Raw genomic sequence first — 14368 nt, 5'->3', positions numbered from 1 at the left:
ATAGCTGTTTATTTCGCCGGCAGCAGCTTCAGGGTATCGCCCGCCTTCTGTAGATGATAAATGATGATCCCTCTGGTGTTTGCAGTTAACGCATCAGGATCGTTTTCCCTGAAAGCAGGAAAAGTGCGTACCAGCGTTTTTCCTTTTATAAAAAATGTATCCTGCCCCCTGTAAGCCTTTTGCTGCATGGTATCCAGCGAGTAGGTATTAATCCTTGTGATTTTGGGCCCTATGTCAAAAGCATAGATCTTACCGAATTGACCGGTACCTTCAGACAGCATCTGTAAGTAAAGCTCCGGTTTACCGTTTCCGTCCAGGTCCGCGATCATCATATTTTTCAGCGCCCCCTTCACGTCTTTTTCAATGGTGCTGTCTGCCTGTGTGGAGTCTTTTTTGCTGCCCACCGCCAGGATCAGGTCCCGCATGCTGCTGTTGCCACGGGCAATAGCGGAAATACGGTAGTCTCCGTAGGTGGTATCCAGTGTCACGCTTTTCACATCTTCTGTTGCAGGCGCCTGCACCGGCGCATTGGCAGAGTCTTTTGCTGCCCGTTCTTCTTTATTTTGCATGGGGCTGTTGCAGGCTGCAAAAATCACCACCGGCAACAGTGATAGTCTGAAAAATATACGATCCATAGTCCGCTGGTTTTAAAATCAGACCCGGTCGCTGAGGTACGGCCGGAACTGCCTGTCATCAATGTTTTTTACGCTTGTGGGCTTTGGTATCCTTGCTGTTATGCGTGGTATCATCGCCTTTATCGTCTTGTTCTTCATTCTTCCTGCTGTCAAGATTATCCCTGATTTCAGGCCGCGGCAGATTGGAAAAAGATTGCTGTTTACTTTGCCGGGTATTTTCATTTCTGGTGCCTTTCATAAGACAAATTTTTGGTGAACAATACCTTAGGCGCCACAAAAGCAGTGCCTCACTCCTTCCGGCTATGTATGGGCAACCGGTAAGGGATAGCGTGTCTGTCGCTCCACTTTTTGACGGACAATATCCACAGTAAAAACGGGGAAGGAATAACGCAGAGAGGGGATAACTAAAATAGGATCAGTGGCTTATCTCCAAAAGTGCTCTGCCGCAGGAAAGGGCGCATGATATCTGCTTATTATCTTCCTGAACATAAATTTATTTTTTTATGAAAAACCTACCAGCTACCATCGGACTTATAGGCGTTCTTACCCTCTTTGTTTTCTTCAGGGGTAACCCGGACAAGGCGCAGGCGGCTCCGGTAAAGCCTATACAAACTGACCAGATTGAAGTATTTGCACAGGACACTTTTCCACCTAAGCCAATGGACACAGTGATGAAACACAAGAAGAAAAAAGATAAAAAAGGAGATACTTCCTGGCCACAGAAAAGAGATACTTTATTCAGATGATTTTAGCGGAGGGGAATTCCCCTCCTTTTTTTATTGTTCAAGCGTACCAAATAAACCGTTCTTATAATCCTGTATAGCCTGCTCAGTTTCTTCGGCAGTATTCATTACAAAATTATCTTTCGCTGCTACCGGTTCATTGATGGGTTCCGCGCAAAGGTATAACAGCCGGGTATTTTCAAGCGCGGTGATGCGAATGTCCGCTTGCTCATCGCCCTTATCAAACACTACGAGATGATAGCCTGCTACTGCTGTTCCGTTCACTTCTATTTTTCCATCCACTACATACAGCAGCGTCCAGTATCCACGTGTAGCCGTAAGCGTTACCTCCTTCCCGGCTTCCACATTTCCCCAGATAGCAGTGATAGGTGTGAAGTTTTTTAACGGCCCGGTTTTACCTTCATATCCGCCGCCCACAAGGGTAAGGTGTACACCTTCTTTTTCCGCTACTGCGGGCATTTCCGTTCCTTTAATATACTGGTACCAGGGATCTTCTGCTTTATGCGCGGCGGGCACATTAAACCAGAGCTGCAACAGCTCGTAGTTACCCCCTTTCTTCAGAAATTCTTCCGACGGGCCTTCACTGTGCAGGATCCCTTTCCCGGCAAACATCCATTGTACGTCGCCTGCGGTTACGGTCATGGCATTACCGGCATTATCGCGGTGGTAGCCCTGACCCTGCAACATAAAGGTAACCGGTGCAAACCCGCGGTGAGGGTGCGGATGCAGCCTGTCTTCCGGCGATCCGGGCGCAAAATACCTAGCCGGCATATGATGCACCACAATAAACGGATTGGCAAAACGGAACTGCATAGTGGGCAGCGACTGCCGCACTACTTCCGTATCGGTAATATGTTTTTCGCGTCCTTCGAGAACGTGGAGGATTTTCTTCTCCATAAAAAATATTTTATCGGATCAGTTTTAACCTGGCTTTTTCCACGGAGCTGCGGAACATTTTCAGGATCAGTACTTCATAATTTTCAATGATGATCACTTCTCCTTCCCGCGGAATGTTTCCGTGGATGTAGTTTATTAAACCGGAAAGGGTTTCATAATGTTCGCTTTCCGGCAGCGGGTAAGGTAATAATTCATTGATATCTGCGAGGTATTCATGCGCATCCACAATAAAATTATCATCTTTCTGCTCTACAATCGGCGCTTCATGATCATGTTCATCCTGGATATCCCCTACCAGTTCTTCCAGGATATCTTCCATTGTAACAATTCCTTCGGTATCGCCGAATTCGTTGGTTACCACGGCCATTTGCAGGCGTTGTCCCTGGAAGGTGCGCAGCAGGTCTTTTATTTTCATGCTGTCCGGTACATAAAATACCGGCTTCATGATATCCTTTATATTATGGAGTGTTTTTTCGTGCATTCCCTTTACCACATCCTTGGTATATACCACGCCTTTCAATTCGTCGAGCGAACCGCTGGACACGGGATACCGGGAATATCCATCTCTGATTACCTGGTCTATCAGCTGATCCAGGGGCAGATTGATGTCGAGGGAAGAAATATCTTTACGATGCGTGAGGATTTCTTTTACACGACTGTCGTCAAACATAAATACGTTCTGGATCAGTTCCCGTTCGGTTTCCTCGATGGCGCCGCCTTCCTGGCTTTCAGAAATGATCAGTTTCAATTCCTCTTCCGAATGGATTTCAGACTCTCCGGCGGGTTTAATACCAATAAGACGAAGGATACTGTTGGCAAAGCCGTTGAGCAGCCATATAAAAGGACGGAAGATCACGAACAGCGCCCGCAGCGGGATGGCTACCACCAGCGTGGTGGGCAGCGGTTTGCGGATGGCCATTGATTTAGGGGCCAGTTCCCCGAAAACGATATGCAGGATGGTAATAATGGTAAAAGCAATAGCTACGGCGATTACATGGGTGGCGGCCAGTGAAATGGTAACGCCCAGGCTTGCCATCAGCTGTAGTACGATGGCGGTCATTACCGATTCGCCTACCCAGCCAAGCCCCAGTGAAGCCAGCGTAATCCCCAGCTGTGTGGCCGCCAGGTATCCATCCAGGTTATTCAGGATGCTTTTGGCGGCAGCAGTAGCTCTTTTGCCTGCTACGCTGCCTTTGCTGTTGATTTGAGAAGAACGTACTTTAACAATGGCAAATTCTGCCGCAACAAAGAATCCGTTTAATAATACTAATATAATTGTCCAGAAGAGTTGCCAAAGCATGTAGTTGTTAAATTGGTTCGCAACCCCAAATATAGGTAAATCAATTTTTATACGTTCGGGTATTTTGAGGAATTACCCTTTATAAATTAAAATTTCGGGAGATATATCACTGATTTTACCTTTCTTCCATGCAATTTTTTCCAAGCAGTCTACTTATTTCATAGAGTTTATGTATTTTGTGGGGAATTAAGGCTGGCACATTAATAGAAAATGGAGAAAGAACTTACTACCCTCGCTGCGCCCGCAGCTACGAGCGCAAATGAATCAAATGCTGCAACGCCGCAGGAAAGCGTCAACTTTAGAAAACAGCGCTGGATTTATGGTATCGCAGGCATCTTCATACTAGGCGTTATACTTGGTGTGGCATGGTGGCAATCGCCCGATTTCCGCACCTATGTGGAAGACGTACCTCCAACTTTTTATTATTTCCTCATAGCCGGGTTTATTTTCGCCATGATCGACGGCGCCATTGGTATGTCTTATGGCATTACTTCTACTACCTTTTCCCTGTCGATGGGTATTCCGCCTGCATCAGCGAGTACGGCGGTACATATTTCAGAGATCCTCAGCTGCGGTATTGCCGGCTGGATGCATATGCGGATGGGCAATGTCAATAAAAAACTATTCAAACTGCTCATATTACCGGGCATAGCCGGCGCCATGATAGGCGCTTACCTGTTGTCGTCGCTGGAACATTACGCACAATACACCAAGCCGGTAGTATCGCTTTATACGCTCATCCTCGGCACGGTAATCCTGATGAGAGCCATTAACGCGCAGCGTAAAAAGCACGTGGCTAAAAAAATAAAAAGAATAGGTCTGCTGGGCTTTGGTGGCGGATTTATAGACGCCATCGGCGGCGGTGGCTGGGGTTCTATTGTATTATCTTCCCTGATTGCCGGCGGCAGACATCCCCGCTTTTCGCTGGGCACGGTAAAGGCTACCCGCTTTTTTATCGCCATGCTCAGTTCCCTCACTTTTGTAACCGTATTGTACCATGTACACTGGGATGCCGTACTCGGCCTCGTGATAGGCAGTGCCATCGCTTCTCCCATTGCGGCAAAAGTATCCAATAAAATTTCTGCTAAAACTATTATGGTGGCAGTAGCGGTAATTGTGATCCTGGCAAGTATGAGGAGCATCTACATGTTTGTGCTCAAAATCATATAGTCGTAGCCGTTAATCGTTGCTTACCTGCTGGTTTACCTTTAAAGTAATGGGCTTGTTGATCTCATATTCCACCAAAGCTTTAATGGTGATCACTTCGCGGTCGCTGAAAGGCCGCTGCGGAAGGAATTTCGGATCTATATCCACCTGGATTTCGGCGGTCCGGTCTTCAAAAAGATAGTTATTACCACGGAGCTTTTTAGTAACGTAGCCGGTCACCTTAACGGCGATGCTGTCGTTGTGCAGTTGCCGGGCATTGCGCATCACCTCTCCGATGGTGTAAGTCCGTTCCTGCAGAGCGAACAGGGGAAGCAACAAACATAGCATCCAGCTTTTCATGATAAATATATTGGTTTGCTAACACCATAAACAATAATCATGACAGATTGTTCACCGAACAGATACATTTGGTTATCTTGTAAATCATAAACTTCAGGTATGGGATTCCTCAAAACGTACAGCAGTATGTTCTGGTTACTGGCAGGCATCATCGCCGGCAGTATTGCCGGGCTTATATTTGGTGAGCGTGTAGCCATTATTAAACCATTGGGTGATGTTTTTTTAAACCTGTTGTTTACTGCTATTATACCACTGGTATTCTTTGCTATTTCCTCAGCCATTGCCAACATAGAAGCAGGGCATAAGCTGGGCCGTATCCTCGGCGTTATGTCGCTGGTATTTCTGAGTACCGTTCTCATCTCTGCCTTTCTTACGATTGTGGCCGTCTGGATATTTCCTATCCACCAGCAGGTAACCCTCACAAAAGATGTGAACCTGGAACAGCCGGGTAACTGGGGGGAACAGTTGGTACGACTCCTCACCGTGAATGAATTTTACGAGTTGCTGTCACGTAAAAATATGCTGCCGTTCCTCATCTTCTCCGGGCTGGTTGGTTTTGCCGCTATGCGTACCGGTGAAAAAGGCACTGCTTTCCGCGGCTTTCTGCAATCCGGTAATGAGGTGATGAAAGATATCCTGACGCTCATTATGAAATTGGGCCCTGTTGGGCTGGGCGCCTACTTCGCTTACCAGGTGGGCACCGTAGGACCACAACTGTTTGGCACCTACGCGCACTCCCTCGGTATTTATTATGGCTTTGGCATCGTGTATTTTATTGTTGGCTTCAGCGCATATGCGTTTGTTGCCGGTGGTATACCCGGTATAAAAATTTTCTGGAAGAATAATATCATTCCTACCCTTACTGCTGTTGGTACCGGCAGCAGCATCGCTACTATTCCGGCTAATCTTCAGGCAGTAGAACGGATGGGCGTTCCGCGCGATATCGGTAATGTGGTGGTGCCATTGGGCGCCACGCTTCACAAAGACGGCTCCAGCATTTCTTCCATTATAAAAATGGCGGTGGTGTTTGCTATGTTCGGAAGGGGCTTCGACGGTGTAGCAGTAATTTTAATGGCACTAGGCGTTACCGTTATAGCCAGCATCGTGGAAGGCGGTATTCCTAATGGCGGTTACATCGGCGAACTGCTGGTGATGAGCATTTACGGCTTCCCCATAGAAGCGCTCCCGCCGTTGATGATTATAGGCACACTGGTAGATCCGCTGGCTACGATCCTCAATGCAACGGGAGACAATGTAGCTGCTATGCTCACAACACGTTTTCTGCGAGGGCGGGCGCCGGCAGTTTCGTAAATGCCTGCTCCAGGTCGGCCAGCAAGTCGGCCGTTTCTTCCAACCCTACTGATAAACGGATCAGGCTATCGCTCACGCCTGCTGCCCTTCTCTTTTCTGCGGGAATGGATTTATGGGTCATGGCCGCGGGGTGACACAACAAACTTTTGATACCGCCCAGGCTTTCCGCCAGTTTAAAATAGTGCGTGGATGTAACAAAAGCAGTAGCTGCTTCGGCCCTGTCATCTTTCAAAGTAAAAGATATAATCCCTCCAAACCCTTTACTCTGCCGCTTTGCCAGCTCATGCCCCGGATGCGATGGCAGCCCCGGGTAAAACACTTTATCCACTGCCGGATGTTTCTCGAGGTATTCTGCCAGCGCCTGCGCGTTAATACCATGCTGCTTAATACGCAGATGTAATGTTTCGATACCACGTATCAGCAGGAAGCTGTCGAATGGTGAAAGAATAGCGCCGCAGGCATTCTGATAAAATTTGATCTCCTCTCCCAGCTGTAATGTTTTAGCTACTACTACCCCTGCAATCAGATCGCTGTGGCCGCCCAGGTATTTGGTAGCGCTGTGGATCACCAGGTCGGCGCCCAGCTGCAGCGGCTTTTGCAGCACGGGGGAAGCAAAGGTATTATCTACACAAAACAAACAGTTATGTGCTTTTGCAATGCGGCCAATGGCTTCAATGTCTGAAATCTTCAACGTTGGATTGGTAGGCGTTTCCAGCCAGATCAGGCGTGTGGCCGGCGTGATGGCGTTGAACACCGCCTGCGTATCAGAAGTATCCACATAGTTTACTTTGATACCAAACTTCTCATATACTTTATTGAATAACCGGAACGCACCTCCGTAAATATCATCTACTGCTACAATTTCATCGCCCGATTTCAGGAGTTTGATCACCGCGTCAATCGCTGCCAGGCCACTGGCAAAGGCAGATGCAGTAGCGCCGCCTTCCAGCTTCGCAATGATCTTTTCTGCGGTTTCGCGGGTAGGATTATTGGACCGGGCATAGTCGTATCCTTTATTTACGCCAGGCGCGTCCTGCACAAAAGTAGAGGTCTGATAAATAGGCACGGCAATAGCGCCTGTTTGCGGATCTACGGGAATAGAATGGATCAGTTCAGTGATAGTGCTCATCTTTGTTTGATTTTTAGTTTGATGAAAATTGATTAAACAGGTCCGTTAAATGAGCATATCAAAAAGGTGGGAGCATAAAAAAAACTCACCTGGGAGCCAGATGAGTTTTCTAATATTGGAAGAATAATATAAAGTAAAACTATTGATCTGACTTATCTTTCCTGGTCCGTAAACCGGGATGGATGCAGCACCTTTCACTGTTTGCACAGTGATGGTTGCTAAGGTATCGTCGGGCCATGTCCCTCCTCCTTTCTTGATAAGCTATTTAAAGAACTGGTGCAAAGATAAGGCAGAAAAAATAACTTCCAAATTTATTTTCCTACAAAATCAGTAGACTATTGTTTATGTGCGAGTGTTAAACGGATGCCTTCTTCATAAGAAGTAGGTTTCACTTTAAAATGCTGCTCAAACTTTGTAGAGTCGAAAATATAGGGATAGTTGCTTTGGTACAGCATTTCCTTCATTTCCCGGATCGTGGTATCAAACAGCCCGGAGAGCGTGAGCATAAAGCTGCCCAGCTTCATATACTTAGGTTTTACGCCCATCTGGGTAGCAATGATATTCACATATCCGTTGCCATCGGGCGCAGGGTTGGCGGTGGGCAGATGCCATACCTGGTTCCAGGAAGTATCGTCCTGGGAAAGCAGGTACAATCCTTTGGCGGCATCCGGCGTAAAGGTGTAGCTGTGTGTCTGATCGTCTTTTCCAAGCCACATGGCATTGCTGTTCTTCCTGAACTTATCGATGATCAGCAGGTTGAGGAAACCGGTTTTATCGGCGCCGGGACCGTAGAAGTCGGCGGACCTTGCAATGGTGGCGGTCAGGTTACCGGCCTTCACCTCATTCATCAATTGGGTGGCAATGGCCGCACGAACCGCTCCTTTCTTACTGGCCGGATGATACGGCGTATCTTCTTTCATTGGGCCGTTTACTAACCCGTAAGGATATACGTTGTCGAAGAAGATGAGTTTTGCACCGGCCTCTTTGCATGCATTAATTACATTGGTCATAATCTTTGGCCATGCGTCTGACCATACCTTGATATCATATTTAAGACCGGCAGTAAGAAATACCACGGCGCTGCCTTTTACGGCTTTCTTTGTTTGTGCGGCGTCGGTAATGTCAGCCGGTACCAGGTCGGTAATGCCTTCAATAGACTTCGGCGAACGGCTCACAAGACGTACCCTTTTGCCGTGGCGCACCAGTTCGGCAGCCAGATCGTTAGCAATAATACCTCCTGCACCAAGGATTGTATATAAGGGCTGGATAGAAGAATCAGACATAAAATGAGGATGTGTTTATATGATAGACGAATAAGTGAACGGAATATTTTATTTCAGGGGTCTAATGGATCAAAAACATTTACCTGCAGCGACCGGAGGTCTGGCAGAAACGACAAAAAGTAAAGATCGGCCTGTTTGATATCTGCCGCAGGCATGTATCCCAGCTCTGTTGTACAGCGTTGGGTAAACATCGGGCTGTTCACATAGGCGATGTGCATGACGTCAGACACGCACATCATCCTTTTATTGGCTGGTATGCCACTCTGCCACACGATCCTTACGGCATTACGCACGTTGGTGGTGGTGTGGCGGGCATAAGGATCTACCATTACCGCTGAAGCCGGGATCTTTAGTTCATTTACCAGGTACTTCTTCATTTCCACCGCTTCGGAATATTGGGTACCCACGGGTCTTACATGCCCACCGGATACAATAATAAAGGGGGCCATTCCTTTGCGGTACAGTTCTGCCCCGGTGCGGCAGCGGCTTTTACCGGTTTCGCTGATTGTTTCCTTTGCCACGGGGCTTGCCCCCAAAATAAGCATGGCGGTGTATGGATATTTGTTCCAGTCTGTTTTCTTTATTTGTTTATACGCTTCTTCATTGGTACCGGATAATGGCTCATAGCGCACGGCTTCATCGCGGTGGTTCAGCTCCAGTAAGCCCAGCGCTACCTGCAACGATGGCTGGAAGAATAAGTCCGGCTTCTTTTCCGCTGCCTGTTCTATTACCCGTTGCACCATTGCCCTGTAAGCGGGCGATAACACATAATAAGTGGCAGAGTCAATCACGGGGTAGCGAAGCCCTTTACCGTTCGTATAGGCATTGAGGATATAGTTCACCCCATCGGCAGCGTCCTTCCAGGCGAGGGAAAGGAATGCAGCGTCAGTTTTCCCGGCATATAGCTGGAACAGGCCACTGCCCCGCATTTCGCTTAACAGGCGTTCCATCTCCTTTGGGTGCTGTTGCAATAATGTAAGAAAGGCGCCATTCACTTCATTAATGGTACTACCGCTAAACTGCAAAGAAGCGGTAACATCGCCACTACTCACGGGATGGGCTGCACGCTGTGCGTAGGTGTTGCGCAATGCGGTAAGCGTGCTGTCTTTATTCATCAGCTGTGGCAGCCCGGGTACACGTTCCAGCAGTGTGAACAGGTAAAAGATCCTGTCCTGCAAAACGCTTGTTCCCTTGTAAAATTTGTAATGCAGGTCCGGCGAAGCAGGTTGACCAAAAGTACAGGATAACACCAGGAGTAACAGGCCGGTAAGAAAGCAGTTTTTCATTAAAGCAGGTATTACAGGAACAATAATACAAAAGGAAAAGGGAACTTTATCTTCTCCCTGAAATATAACCTATATTTTATATACCAATATTTAAACCTTGAAGTCTGACGGTATATGAAAGTTTTAATAGATAAAAATATATAATGTATTAAATATAATTATACATAGAAAACTCAGCAGAAAATACATACCTATTCTTTTTGTTTTTCATTGATTATCTATTAGTTACGGAATATAAAATCATTTATTTTCGTCGCGGTTTAGCCACCACGCCAACGTCCCAATCATATGTAACAATGTATACAACCCAAGAAAAAAAGACCTTTGTACGTTATGCTGTGCTAACGATAATGGTGATTGTTCTGATGACCTTTTTTATGATTATCTCTTTAAGAAAGAAAGAGTCAGCACAGTTAAGCATAGTTGTTAAAGACCTGATAGCCACCAAAACAGATGTTGGTCATATTGACCAGGCCGTACAGTTGCTGTATGCAGCCGATAATAACTTCCGCGTATATACGCTTACCTACGACAAGCATTACCTGAATGCTTATGTGGGCCAGTTGAGCAGCATTACTGCGCACCTGGACAGCGCCATGAACTCCGCCAAAAAGGAGAAGCAGCTACATGCGCTCCTGGCCGACAAAGCGAGGAAGTCGCAGTTGTTCCTACAGACACGGCTATACGTAGATTCATTACTACAACTGTCGCAGGTATGGGACACGGCCACCCAGCCCCTCCCCCTGCAGCAACTGGGCAATATCAAAATACCGGCGCCTAATATAAAAGCGGATACGATTGTTACCACGGAAACAGCTACCACCAAAGGCCGCAAGAAATTACTGGGCCGCATCAAAGATGCGATCAGCAATAAATCGCAGGTACAGCAAACCAGCCAGCAGGTGAAAATCGTTCAATACGACGCCCCGAAGGATGGCAAAGCCTTTTCAAAAGATCAGCTGTCAAAGATCCAGGCCGCCTATAACAAGTTTATAAAAGACGCCACCGAAAGTCATAATAACCTGAAGCAGAAAGAATATGCCCTCGTTATTGCCAATGAGCGGCTGTTCTCCGGGCTGCTTCACCTCATGGCCAACCTGAAACAGAACATTGTAGCCGAAACCGATAAGAAACGGCTGCAGCTGGGCCAGGACATCGATCATTCCCTCTACAGGCTGGATAAGCACAATTACTGGGAAATTCCCCTCATCCTGTTACTGGCGGGGATCATTATATATGGTATCATCCGTTTATACCGCTACGACCTGGCTTTATTGAGAGCCAAGCAACAGGCGGAAAAGTTTGCACAACAGAAAAGCGACTTTGCAGCTACCATCAGTCATGAAATACGCACGCCGGTACAGTCGGTACTCGGCTACACGCACCTGCTGGAGCGCGACCAAACACCGGAAACGGTGGCGGCTATACGTCATTCGGCAGAAATGCTGTTACAAGTGGTAAATAACGTGCTCGACTACACGCGGATGGAATCTGCAGAGCCGCTGTTAAGGGAAGAAAAGTTTGCTCCCCGCACCGCTATTGAAGAGGTATGCAATACGCTGGCCGTACAGGCATCCATGAAATCACTGACGCTGGATGTAAACATTTACTTCCCCAGCACTTTAATTGTATTGGGCGATGCCTTCCGGTTGAAACAGGTATTGATTAACCTGGTGGCCAACGCCATTAAATTCACGGAAAAAGGGGGCATTACCGTAACAGCGCATATGCGTGACAACAACTTATTACAGGTAAGCGTAAAAGATACAGGTGTAGGTATTTCACATAAAGAACTACCTTTGGTATTCGATGCTTTCTCCCAGGGAAATAACCATTATCATAAAGGAAGCGGATTGGGATTGCATATTTCCAAGAAGATCATCGAGCTGCACAGCGGAAGGATACATGTGGAAAGTCTTGCAGGAAAAGGCTCTACTTTTTATTTTGAAATCAGGTACAAGCTGATGACCCCATCACCTGTTACCAAAAAAATTATTGTCCCGGTGAATAATACATCTACAAACGCTACTATTCCGGCAGGTATCCGGTTACTGGTGGTTGAGGACAGTATCCTCAACCAGAAACTACTGGCCCTGATGCTGGACAGAATGCAGGCTTCCTACCTGATTGTTTCTTCAGCAGAAGAAGCGCTGGAAGTGTACCATCGTGAAGCATTCGATTTTATACTGACCGACATTGACCTCCCCGGTATTGATGGACTGATGCTGACCAACATGATCCGGGAATTACCAGACAAAAAGAAAGCCGCAGTAACCATTATTGCCATTACCGGTAATGTTATGGAAGATGATATTGAGCTGTATCTCCGCTCAGGTTTAAATGATTACATCATGAAGCCTTACCGCGAAGAAGACATCCTGGAGAAAATTACCAGGCATCACCAAATGGCTTAAATTGCGGAATGACTATCGCCGATCAGATCATTGCTTTCAACAGCCAGCTGCATTTCCCGGGCAAGTTGCCCGCAGGTATACGTGTGATGAACCCTTTCCGGGAAGGCCCCGGTATTATGGGGATCATGACCCAGTTCTACAAAAAATTTTATGACGACAAACAGCCGAGGCAACTGATCCTGGGCATCAATCCCGGCCGGCTGGGATCGGGGTCAACCGGCGTACCCTTTACGGATACCAAACGTATGTGGGACAAGTGCGGCATTGAAATTACCGGGCTTAAAACGCACGAGCCTTCTTCTGTTTTTGTGTATGATGTGATAGACGCCTATGGCGGGGTGAAAAAGTTTTACCAACAGTTTTATATCAGCTCCATTTGTCCGCTTGGATTTACCTCCCTTCAGCCCGGCGGAAAAGAAATAAACTACAATTATTACGACAGCGCTGCTTTAACAAAAGCTGCTTATCCCTTTATTGTGAGCAGTTTAAAAGAACAATTGCAGTGGAATATCAGTCGTGAGGTATGCTATTGTATGGGGACAGGAAAGAATGCCGCGTTCCTGCAGGCATTAAATGAAAAGGAGAAATTTTTCGGGGCCGTTGTTCCGTTGGAACATCCCCGTTTTGTGATGCAGTATAAATCCAAAACGAAGTCGCAGTATATCGACAAATACCTGACGGCTTTTGAGGAACACCCATAACCCCAACCTGTGGATTTTTTACGCCGTCTGAACCGCAATCTGGTCTGCAATATTGTTCAGCAGTCCCATGTTTAAACGACGGCCGTTGTCTGTAGCGCCTGGTGCGCGCACAAATCCGTCCTCATCTTTTTCCATCATTACCTCTTCTCCGTCTACATCTACCAGAAAGCGTTCAGCTGAAGAGGGCTTTACATAAAAGCGGCCTCCGGAAGTTTTGATCATAAAAGCGTTCATAAGATTCTTTTTTCTAAGAGATCTTACGCAAACCACGGACCAGCTATGTCAGGACAAAAAATAAAAATATTGATTCCAGATCAGTTCGAATTCTGCCTGGGAAATTAACTCCGGAATAAACTGCCGTTCTTCACTGATTTCTTCCAAACCGGGCATTACCTGGTCGGACAAGGCGGTACCGCCGAAATGAAAATTGCTGCAGGCAATGCCGAAGCTTCCATCCGGGTAGATTTCAATTTTCCGGTTTTCGAAACGCTGCGAATCTATCTCACTGTACAGGTATATTGGTTCGTCTTCAAAATGATGAAGCCAGGATACTTTGAGATACTCCATGCTCAGATTTTTACAAGACGGCAGTCCCAGGTATCTTTGGGTTGTTCCGGTACCGGATCGGGCGTTACCACGCCGGTGATCTGGTAGATATTGCCTTCTTCATGCAACCGGTCGCCTATCTGAGGGGTCAGTTCCTCTTTGAAGCGGATGGTGGCAATGATACCGAACGACTTGTAACTATGAATTTTCACAATACTCGCAGACCTTACGGGTAAGAGCAATTCGGCCTTTTTGCGATTGTGACTCCTGTACAGGGAGAACATCAGCCATAATGCGAGGGCAAACAGGCTAAGGAGCAGCAGATTCACGGCTTTTTTTAGGTTTAGGTTGAATAAATATGTTATGGTTGAACCGCACCTCCTGTTGGCATAAAAGAGGTGATACTACAATATAGTGAATTTAACACATGTAAACAATTTTTTTTACAAGGGCGGGCGGATTGGTCCCGGGGAGGAGACATGGAGAGTAGTGCTTACTTAAAGGTTACTTCCCGGATGCTTCTCCGGTGCTTCGGACATGGGTACCTGATGGACTATCCATGCACTATCTATACTGTTCGCATGCACTCCTCATGCACTATTGATGCACTATCCATG

16 protein-coding genes and 1 riboswitch are annotated in these 14368 nt (G+C 46.9%); of the genes, 5 read left to right on the top strand and 11 right to left on the bottom strand.

Annotated elements, in window-relative coordinates:
* Nucleotides 1–8 precede the first annotated feature (8 nt).
* Entirely contained in the window at nucleotides 9–635 is a 627-nt protein-coding gene (locus PV783_RS17635) for a hypothetical protein (protein ID WP_420988992.1), read from the bottom strand.
* A 58-nt stretch (nucleotides 636–693) separates the two neighbouring features.
* On the bottom strand, nucleotides 694–873 hold the full coding sequence (locus tag PV783_RS17630; RefSeq protein ID WP_079467736.1) for a hypothetical protein: 180 nt from the start codon (nucleotides 871–873) through the stop codon (nucleotides 694–696).
* A gap of 265 nt (nucleotides 874–1138) precedes the next feature.
* Between PV783_RS17630 and PV783_RS17625 the strand changes: the two genes are divergently transcribed.
* The gene (locus PV783_RS17625; RefSeq protein WP_420988991.1) at nucleotides 1139–1381 is read left to right on the top strand and encodes a hypothetical protein; all 243 of its coding nucleotides are present in this window, start codon (nucleotides 1139–1141) and stop codon (nucleotides 1379–1381) included.
* Between the two features lie 30 nt (nucleotides 1382–1411).
* On the opposite strand, the gene PV783_RS17620 is transcribed toward PV783_RS17625, so the two are convergent.
* Both PV783_RS17620 and PV783_RS17615 read right to left on the bottom strand, forming a co-directional pair.
* The gene (locus tag PV783_RS17620; protein WP_420988990.1) at nucleotides 1412–2275 is read right to left on the bottom strand and encodes a pirin family protein; all 864 of its coding nucleotides are present in this window, start codon (nucleotides 2273–2275) and stop codon (nucleotides 1412–1414) included.
* A gap of 10 nt (nucleotides 2276–2285) precedes the next feature.
* Complete coding sequence (locus PV783_RS17615; RefSeq protein WP_420988989.1) at nucleotides 2286–3575, bottom strand: hemolysin family protein; 1290 nt, start codon at nucleotides 3573–3575, stop codon at nucleotides 2286–2288.
* A gap of 210 nt (nucleotides 3576–3785) precedes the next feature.
* On the opposite strand from PV783_RS17615, the gene PV783_RS17610 reads away from it, so the two are divergent.
* The gene (locus tag PV783_RS17610; protein WP_420988988.1) at nucleotides 3786–4745 is read left to right on the top strand and encodes a sulfite exporter TauE/SafE family protein; all 960 of its coding nucleotides are present in this window, start codon (nucleotides 3786–3788) and stop codon (nucleotides 4743–4745) included.
* A gap of 9 nt (nucleotides 4746–4754) precedes the next feature.
* Here PV783_RS17610 and PV783_RS17605 read toward each other — a convergent pair whose 3' ends face one another.
* Nucleotides 4755–5081 (bottom strand): NirD/YgiW/YdeI family stress tolerance protein, encoded by a 327-nt coding sequence (locus PV783_RS17605; protein ID WP_079467741.1) that lies wholly within the window; start codon nucleotides 5079–5081, stop codon nucleotides 4755–4757.
* Between the two features lie 99 nt (nucleotides 5082–5180).
* Between PV783_RS17605 and PV783_RS17600 the strand changes: the two genes are divergently transcribed.
* Nucleotides 5181–6392: a dicarboxylate/amino acid:cation symporter gene (locus PV783_RS17600; protein ID WP_420988987.1), complete on the top strand. Its 1212-nt coding sequence runs from the start codon at nucleotides 5181–5183 to the stop codon at nucleotides 6390–6392.
* On the opposite strand, the gene PV783_RS17595 is transcribed toward PV783_RS17600, so the two are convergent.
* From PV783_RS17595 to PV783_RS17585, 3 genes are all read right to left on the bottom strand, one after another.
* A complete protein-coding gene (locus tag PV783_RS17595) occupies nucleotides 6349–7521 on the bottom strand; it encodes a trans-sulfuration enzyme family protein (protein ID WP_111580633.1) in 1173 nt (390 codons plus the stop codon). The two genes, PV783_RS17600 and PV783_RS17595, sit on opposite strands and share 44 nt — an antisense overlap.
* 149 nt (nucleotides 7522–7670) lie before the next feature.
* Nucleotides 7671–7784, bottom strand: a riboswitch (SAM riboswitch).
* Nucleotides 7785–7856: 72 nt separating this feature from the next.
* Complete coding sequence (locus tag PV783_RS17590; RefSeq protein WP_420988986.1) at nucleotides 7857–8804, bottom strand: NAD-dependent epimerase/dehydratase family protein; 948 nt, start codon at nucleotides 8802–8804, stop codon at nucleotides 7857–7859.
* A gap of 53 nt (nucleotides 8805–8857) precedes the next feature.
* Complete coding sequence (locus PV783_RS17585) at nucleotides 8858–10090, bottom strand: YdcF family protein (protein ID WP_420988985.1); 1233 nt, start codon at nucleotides 10088–10090, stop codon at nucleotides 8858–8860.
* A gap of 296 nt (nucleotides 10091–10386) precedes the next feature.
* Between PV783_RS17585 and PV783_RS17580 the strand changes: the two genes are divergently transcribed.
* Nucleotides 10387–12504, top strand: coding sequence for an ATP-binding protein (locus PV783_RS17580; RefSeq protein ID WP_420988984.1), 2118 nt, complete (start codon nucleotides 10387–10389; stop codon nucleotides 12502–12504).
* Nucleotides 12505–12512: 8 nt separating this feature from the next.
* Nucleotides 12513–13205: a uracil-DNA glycosylase family protein gene (locus tag PV783_RS17575; protein ID WP_420988983.1), complete on the top strand. Its 693-nt coding sequence runs from the start codon at nucleotides 12513–12515 to the stop codon at nucleotides 13203–13205.
* 18 nt (nucleotides 13206–13223) lie between these two features.
* Here the strand turns inward: PV783_RS17575 and PV783_RS17570 are convergent, their stop codons facing one another.
* From PV783_RS17570 to PV783_RS17560, 3 genes are read right to left on the bottom strand one after another with little or no spacing between them, the layout of a single operon-like run.
* Nucleotides 13224–13439, bottom strand: coding sequence for a hypothetical protein (locus tag PV783_RS17570; protein ID WP_079467748.1), 216 nt, complete (start codon nucleotides 13437–13439; stop codon nucleotides 13224–13226).
* 48 nt (nucleotides 13440–13487) lie between these two features.
* Nucleotides 13488–13772, bottom strand: coding sequence for a DUF6881 domain-containing protein (locus tag PV783_RS17565; RefSeq protein ID WP_079467749.1), 285 nt, complete (start codon nucleotides 13770–13772; stop codon nucleotides 13488–13490).
* A 2-nt stretch (nucleotides 13773–13774) separates the two neighbouring features.
* Complete coding sequence (locus PV783_RS17560; RefSeq protein ID WP_420988982.1) at nucleotides 13775–14080, bottom strand: hypothetical protein; 306 nt, start codon at nucleotides 14078–14080, stop codon at nucleotides 13775–13777.
* Nucleotides 14081–14368: the final 288 nt, after the last annotated feature.

The sequence above is a fragment of the Chitinophaga sp. CC14 genome (assembly GCF_048957795.1).
Lineage (GTDB): Bacteria > Bacteroidota > Bacteroidia > Chitinophagales > Chitinophagaceae > Chitinophaga > Chitinophaga ginsengisegetis.
Note: the sequence above shows the minus strand (reverse complement) of the source record. Positions and strands in the feature narration are given on the sequence as shown.

Bases quoted from the DNA above. Each gene is read 5' to 3' on its own strand.
- PV783_RS17575 (WP_420988983.1), top strand. From the start codon at position 12,513: ATGACTATCGCCGATCAGATCATTGCTTTCAACAGCCAGCTGCATTTC.
- PV783_RS17635 (WP_420988992.1), bottom strand. From the start codon at position 635: ATGGATCGTATATTTTTCAGACTATCACTGTTGCCGGTGGTGATTTTT.
- PV783_RS17610 (WP_420988988.1), top strand. From the start codon at position 3,786: ATGGAGAAAGAACTTACTACCCTCGCTGCGCCCGCAGCTACGAGCGCA.
- PV783_RS17605 (WP_079467741.1), bottom strand. From the start codon at position 5,081: ATGAAAAGCTGGATGCTATGTTTGTTGCTTCCCCTGTTCGCTCTGCAG.
- PV783_RS17625 (WP_420988991.1), top strand. From the start codon at position 1,139: ATGAAAAACCTACCAGCTACCATCGGACTTATAGGCGTTCTTACCCTC.
- PV783_RS17570 (WP_079467748.1), bottom strand. From the start codon at position 13,439: ATGAACGCTTTTATGATCAAAACTTCCGGAGGCCGCTTTTATGTAAAG.
- PV783_RS17615 (WP_420988989.1), bottom strand. From the start codon at position 3,575: ATGCTTTGGCAACTCTTCTGGACAATTATATTAGTATTATTAAACGGA.
- PV783_RS17595 (WP_111580633.1), bottom strand. From the start codon at position 7,521: ATGAGCACTATCACTGAACTGATCCATTCTATTCCCGTAGATCCGCAA.
- PV783_RS17585 (WP_420988985.1), bottom strand. From the start codon at position 10,090: ATGAAAAACTGCTTTCTTACCGGCCTGTTACTCCTGGTGTTATCCTGT.
- PV783_RS17565 (WP_079467749.1), bottom strand. From the start codon at position 13,772: ATGGAGTATCTCAAAGTATCCTGGCTTCATCATTTTGAAGACGAACCA.
- PV783_RS17630 (WP_079467736.1), bottom strand. From the start codon at position 873: ATGAAAGGCACCAGAAATGAAAATACCCGGCAAAGTAAACAGCAATCT.
- PV783_RS17620 (WP_420988990.1), bottom strand. From the start codon at position 2,275: ATGGAGAAGAAAATCCTCCACGTTCTCGAAGGACGCGAAAAACATATT.
- PV783_RS17580 (WP_420988984.1), top strand. From the start codon at position 10,387: ATGTATACAACCCAAGAAAAAAAGACCTTTGTACGTTATGCTGTGCTA.
- PV783_RS17600 (WP_420988987.1), top strand. From the start codon at position 5,181: ATGGGATTCCTCAAAACGTACAGCAGTATGTTCTGGTTACTGGCAGGC.
- PV783_RS17590 (WP_420988986.1), bottom strand. From the start codon at position 8,804: ATGTCTGATTCTTCTATCCAGCCCTTATATACAATCCTTGGTGCAGGA.